Origin of the sequence: Ensifer sp. ENS07, from assembly GCF_014852185.1 — a bacterium.
Lineage (GTDB): Bacteria > Pseudomonadota > Alphaproteobacteria > Rhizobiales > Rhizobiaceae > Ensifer > Ensifer adhaerens.
The window spans coordinates 1-5,515 of sequence record NZ_JACVBE010000035.1; the positions used below are offsets into that span (position 1 = coordinate 1).

The 5,515-nt window shown below is 61.2% G+C and carries 4 protein-coding genes and 4 pseudogenes; 5 read left to right on the forward strand and 3 right to left on the reverse strand.

What is annotated here, in order from left to right; genetic code table 11:
* Nucleotides 1-197 (reverse strand): DUF5372 family protein (locus IB277_RS39100; protein WP_371813776.1); only part of this gene is annotated, 197 nt, incomplete at its 3' end.
* 65 nt (nucleotides 198-262) lie between these two features.
* Between IB277_RS39100 and IB277_RS37325 the strand changes: the two genes are divergently transcribed.
* Nucleotides 263-1,012: a transposase gene (locus tag IB277_RS37325; protein WP_197423487.1), complete on the forward strand. Its 750-nt coding sequence runs from the start codon at nucleotides 263-265 to the stop codon at nucleotides 1,010-1,012.
* A 14-nt stretch (nucleotides 1,013-1,026) separates the two neighbouring features.
* Nucleotides 1,027-1,770, forward strand: coding sequence for an IS21-like element helper ATPase IstB (istB, locus tag IB277_RS37330; RefSeq protein ID WP_014857536.1), 744 nt, complete (start codon nucleotides 1,027-1,029; stop codon nucleotides 1,768-1,770).
* Between the two features lie 146 nt (nucleotides 1,771-1,916).
* Here the strand turns inward: istB and IB277_RS38530 are convergent.
* Both IB277_RS38530 and IB277_RS37340 read right to left on the reverse strand, forming a co-directional pair.
* Nucleotides 1,917-2,294 (reverse strand): annotated as a pseudogene (locus IB277_RS38530) (transposase); the annotation flags it as partial.
* Nucleotides 2,295-2,397: 103 nt separating this feature from the next.
* The gene (locus tag IB277_RS37340) at nucleotides 2,398-3,144 is read right to left on the reverse strand and encodes a 3-deoxy-manno-octulosonate cytidylyltransferase (protein WP_192373364.1); all 747 of its coding nucleotides are present in this window, start codon (nucleotides 3,142-3,144) and stop codon (nucleotides 2,398-2,400) included.
* Nucleotides 3,145-3,447: 303 nt separating this feature from the next.
* Here IB277_RS37340 and IB277_RS39105 point away from each other — a divergent pair.
* The 3 pseudogenes from IB277_RS39105 to IB277_RS37350 all read left to right on the forward strand — a co-directional run.
* Nucleotides 3,448-3,813, forward strand: a pseudogene (locus IB277_RS39105) (YecA family protein); the annotation flags it as partial.
* 126 nt (nucleotides 3,814-3,939) lie between these two features.
* A pseudogene (locus IB277_RS37345) lies at nucleotides 3,940-4,287 on the forward strand (IS5/IS1182 family transposase); the annotation flags it as partial.
* 745 nt (nucleotides 4,288-5,032) lie between these two features.
* Nucleotides 5,033-5,256 (forward strand): annotated as a pseudogene (locus IB277_RS37350) (IS5/IS1182 family transposase); the annotation flags it as partial.
* Nucleotides 5,257-5,515: the final 259 nt, after the last annotated feature.

A 5,515-nucleotide genomic window follows, 5' to 3' on the forward strand; every position in this document is an offset into this window, starting at 1 on the left:
GAGAAGGACCGACCTGCAGCAACCTGACTGAACAAGTCGGCCTCATTGACATCGGTCCACGAGGCCGGAAGCGAACGCAACCGTCCTTGGGCGTCGTAGAACATGACGCGGTCTTCGCCCCAGTTCTGTTTGCGTGTCGACAGCACGAAGCGCTGTCCGCGCCACGGATGGAACGGGTGCGTAACCTCGAACTCTATGCGGGCTTGAGTGTCAGTACGAACTGCAGTCCTGGACTTGAAAGAAAGCGAAGGTCGAGAACGGCATGCGCTTCGCCCAGAGTTGCCTTCTCGGCCGCTTGCGCAAACAGACGTTCTTCTCGCTCGCCGAGGCCAATGCCGCAATCGCCGACGTGCTGGAGCGCATCAACAATCATGTCATGCGCCGGTTGGGTGTCAGCCGCCGCCATCTCTTCGAGACGGTCGAACGCGCGGCGCTCGCAAGCTTGCCCGCCGAGGAGTACGAGTTCGCCGAATGGCGCTTTGCGCGGGTCTCGACGGATTACCATGCCGAGTTCAGGAGCTTCTTCTATTCCGTCCCGCACGCGCTCATTCGTCAGCAGGTCGATATCCGGGCGACCGCGCGAATGATCGAGATCTTCCATCGCGGCAAACGCGTCGCGGTCCATCAGCGCCGCTATGGCGGGCCGCGCTATGGAACAGACCCCGCGCACATGCCGAGCTCCCACCGCCGATACGCCGAATGGACGCCGGAGCGCTTCCGGCGCTGGGGCGCGTCCATCGGTCCGCAGACCGAAGGGCTGATCGTCGCCATTCTCGCCAGCCGGCCACATCCCGAGCAAGGCTTCAGAACATGCCTCGGCATCCTGCGCCTCTATCGCGACCTCGGCCGCGAGCGCGCCGAGGTCGTTTCGGCACGGGCCGTCGAGATCGGCGGCCTGACCTGCAAGACGATTGCCTCGCTCATCGCAACCCACAAGGCCCCCAGACATTCCACCGAACCCGCCGCCGTCATGGAACACGCCAATCTGCGTGGCCCCGGCTACTTCCATTGAGGAGACACCTGATAATGCTGACCAATCCCACCATCGACATGCTGCGCGAACTCGGCCTGACAGGCATGGCCAGCGCCTATCAGGAGCTCGAGGCGCAGCCGGAAGCCAGACACCTCGAGCATGGCGAATGGCTCGCTCTGCTGCTCGAACGCGAGGCGACCACGCGCCGCCAGAAGCGCTTCGAGGCAAGGGCTCGCGCCGCGAGGCTGCGCCATGATGCCCAGATCGAGAACATCGACTTCCGCGCCGCCCGCGGCCTCGATCGCAATCTCGTCCTGAAGCTCGCCAACTGCGACTGGATCAGGCAACACCATAGCCTCTTGCTGATCGGACCCGCCGGCGTCGGCAAGAGCTGGCTGGCCTGCGCGCTCGGACACAAGGCATGCCGCGAGGACTTCTCCGTCGCCTATCATCGCCTGCCCAGGCTGTTCGCCACCCTTGCGCTGGCGCGCGGCGACGGCCGATATCCCAAGGTCCTCAAGGCGCTCGCCAGAACCGACCTGCTCATCCTCGACGACTGGGGTCCGGAGAAGCTCAACGACGAGCAGCGACGCGATCTCCTGGAGATCGTCGAGGACCGCTACGAGAAGCGATCCACCATCGTCACCAGCCAGGTGCCCGTCGATCACTGGTATGACATGATCGGCAATCCTACGATCGCCGATGCAATCCTCGACCGCCTTGTCCACAACGCCTACCGCATCGAACTGCACGGCGAGAGCTTGCGAAAGCAGCGTCAAACACCATCCGCCGCTTGACCGCGCGACAATCACGCGCCATGCAAAACAACGACCCAGGGGAGCATCAACTGGCCGGCTTCAGATCGGAATAGTGGCCGGAATGAAATCGGAATAGGTGGCCGGCTTCGTTTCGGAATCAGCGGCCGACTTCACCGGAATACGCATCGATAGCGAACCGATGACCGATCCGCCCCGGTGATCTTGCACGCCCGCCACTCGCTCATCTCATGGACATCCATGAGGATCGCGATCGCCTCTCGCCTCGCGACGGGCGTCACCACTTTCGGGACAAAAGGTCCTTCAAAGCCGCCTGATCCAGCATCGCCTCCGCCAACAGCCGCTTCAGCCTGGCATTCTCTTCCTCCAAGACCTTCAGCCGCTTCGCATCGGATACTTCCATGCCGCCGAACTTGGCCTTCCAGGCATAGAAGGTCGCTTCCGACATGCCATGCTTGCGGCAAAGCTCCGCCGTCTTTGCCCCCTGCCTCCTGCCCGCGCAGGATCGAAATGATTTGCTCTCCCGTAAACTTCGATCGCTTCATCGTCCGGTCCTTCGAAATGGGCCGAACTCTAGCATCAGATGGAGGAGTTATCTGGGGTCACAGCAGATCGCAAATGATTGTTCGGTCGAAAGTGGGAGGCAGTTCAGGCGAACAGGATGCGGCGGGCCCTTTCCAGCTCCACCGGCGTGTCCACACCAAGCGGGACCGAATCGACGATCTCGACGTCGATGCGCATGCCGGCTTCGAGCGCGCGCAGCTGCTCCAGCGATTCGCGGCGTTCGAGCACGGAGGGCTGAAGCGAGACGAAGCGTTCCAGCGCCTGCCGTCGATAGGCATAGAGCCCGATGTGATGATAGAGCGGGCCTTCGCCATGAGGCGCGGTCGCGCGGCTAAAATAGAGCGCGCGCAGGCGCGTGTCGGAAAGCGGCGAACCGACGACCTTGACGATGTTCGGGTTGGCCTTCTCGCTCTCCTCGGTGATCGCCACCGTCAGCGTGGCGATATCGGTGGCGGCATTTTCGAGCGGGTTAAGCGCCGCGCGGATCGATGCGGGCTCGACCGTCGGCAGATCGCCCTGGACGTTGATGACGATCTCGGCTTCGCCGTTCGGATCGGCCTTCTGCAGCGCTTCGTAGATCCGGTCTGAGCCGGACTGGTGGTCGACGCGGGTCATGATCGCTTCGAAGCCGGCCTCGCGCACGACGTCGAAGACCTGCTGGTCGTCGACGGCAACGACGACGCGGCCGACGGCCGCTTCCTGCGCTCGGGTCGCGACCTGGACGATCATCGGCAGGCCGCAAATATCGGCGAGCGGCTTTCCGGGTAGGCGTGTCGAGGCCATGCGCGCCGGAATGAGCACGATGACTTTACCTGAATTTTCGCGATTCATGATCTGGCCTTCAAAAACCCCGCCGAAAGTGTCAATAAGTCTCAGTTAGGGGCCGATAATCACTGTTGCAACGCAGAGCCAAAAGACATAGGTTCCGCGCGATTTCAAGTAGCCGTTGACCTGCCACGGATAATTTCCTCCAAAATGGATTAGAGTCCTGGCGATGTGCTCGAGCGCATCATCTCCGGCAAGGGGACCGCGAACCTGATGGAGAGTCTTGTGCCGTGGGCCCGGAAGATCGAACGCGAGGGCGTTGCAGGTCAGGGGCGACGCGCGGCATGACACATGAACAGCTAGGAGACGACGACCGCACAACCGCAGCTTGTTAAAGGGGCATTCGAGGCGTCTAACAGGGCACGTCGTCCGGCATCGTCGAGCTGTCAATGAGCGGTCTTGACGGCTATGTCACGGCTCTCCTCAACGGCCGAGGTTTATCGACCCGTCGGGATCCCGGACCTGACTAGCCCGGAGGCAATCCCACCAAAGGAAACAACCGAGCATTGGGCTGTGCAGACGATTGTCGCGCATATAACCGATTGGGATCTCCGCTTTTTGTTGGGAGGAGGATACGCGCCGAGGCTTTGGCAGCCGGGTCTTCGAGGTCGTGTCGGGATTGAGGATATCATCGTGCCCATCCGCAGGCTCTGCGAGACAGAACGGAAAGCGACCGGCCAGAGGCTTTGGACGTCGCCAAGCACGCGTCAATATTCGAACCAAAGTAAGTGCTATTGCGATCCCGTCAACGCCGAAAGCAAAAGTAGTCGGCTGTTCGTCGCGCTTACGGTAAATTCGCTCCTGATCCAGCACCAGCGCTACGCTCGGGCGAAGCAATTCAAACGGGCGGCAAGGCACTGTGCAAGTGGAAGAGCTATCTCGGCCGGACCGTTCGCGACATCGAGCGTCAGATCGCCGGCGACGAACAATTTGACGCGATCTTCAAAACCTTTCAGGCAAAAGACGGTCATTGCACAGCGGCAACGTCACGGTGGCCGCAAGATCCACAGCCTGCATGCCCACGAGGTCGAGTGCATCGATACAGGCAAGGCGCACAACCGCTATGCGTTGGGAACGAAGGTGTCGGTGGCCACCACACTGAACCGTTCCACGGGTGGCCAGTTCGCCCTCCATGCAGAACAACGACCTAGGGGAGCATCAACTGGCCGGCTGGCCGGCTTCGTTTCGGAATCAGCGGCCGACTGCACCGGAATACGCAGTCGACTTCGACAATGACAGCGCCTTTATGAACGAACTGGTTGTCTGCTGGTGTCGAAACCAAGGATTGGAGGTGACCCGTTCGCGCGCGTATCTAAAGAAGGATTAAGCCTGGGTCGTGTAGAAGAACGGTGCGATCGTGCGAAAAGCTTGTCGGTTACGGGAGGTTCGTCGGTACGGAGGAGACGTCAGTACTGGCTCGCCTCTATGAGGTGGTATGTATACATGGCAACCTGTTCCAAGCTTCGTTCAAGTAGCGGGAGAAGACACGGATCGGCGCTCGTGTCATCAAACGCTGCCATCCGCCCGTGCCGCCTGTTGGGCGGGTTCTGGCCCACTCCGGTATGGCCGAGGTCGACAGGGAGCGGCTGCAGGCGACGTTGCAAAGAGCGGATCCGGGGAAGCTGTTTACCGGGATCCGCGCCGCCCAGGAGGAGCTCGGAAGGCGGGTCGATCGCCGTGGCTTGAGGCAGATCCGGCGGTTTCGGCAACCTGGGTCCTAGAGCGTCTAATCAGCGCCGATCCATCACGATTCACAAGTACTGGATGAAGCGCGCGCCGTTATCTTCTGCCGCCGCGGCAGGCGAAGACAACGGCCATCTCAGCGCACAAAACTGCGGTACATTCGTGGGTGAGGCAATAGGGGGGAGGTCAATTCTTCGATTCGCTTGACACCTACGACGGCCACACGCTCGCGACCGTCATTCCGGATAGAAAAGATGATCGGCAACGAACTCTCCCGCATTCTGGTCGATGCTGGATCGCGGCCACAATGCGCCCGAGAGTCACAAGCTGAGGGTCTTCACCAGCGGCCAGTAGCGCCGCATCACGCCCGCCATCAAACGCCCGACGCGACGAAGATTGGCGATCGAACCCTTCATCGGGCACTTCAAGAGCGACACCGGGGGTTGCACTCGTCATGGCGACGACGAGCCAGTGCTGCTTCTGATCGCGAGCAGTTTGATGATTGCGATTGTCTGTGTCCGAGCGATGGAGCTGCCCGATCACCTCGGGCGGGAGTTTCGCCATGCTCCGGGAAGTGTGTTCGCGACGAAAACCCCGCCGAAGCGGGGCTTTCGTTAGAACGAGTGCCAGCTTTAAACGATGAAATCGCTTGCCTGGAGGTTGACCGCAAGGTCGAGGTGGATTGCCATGTCAG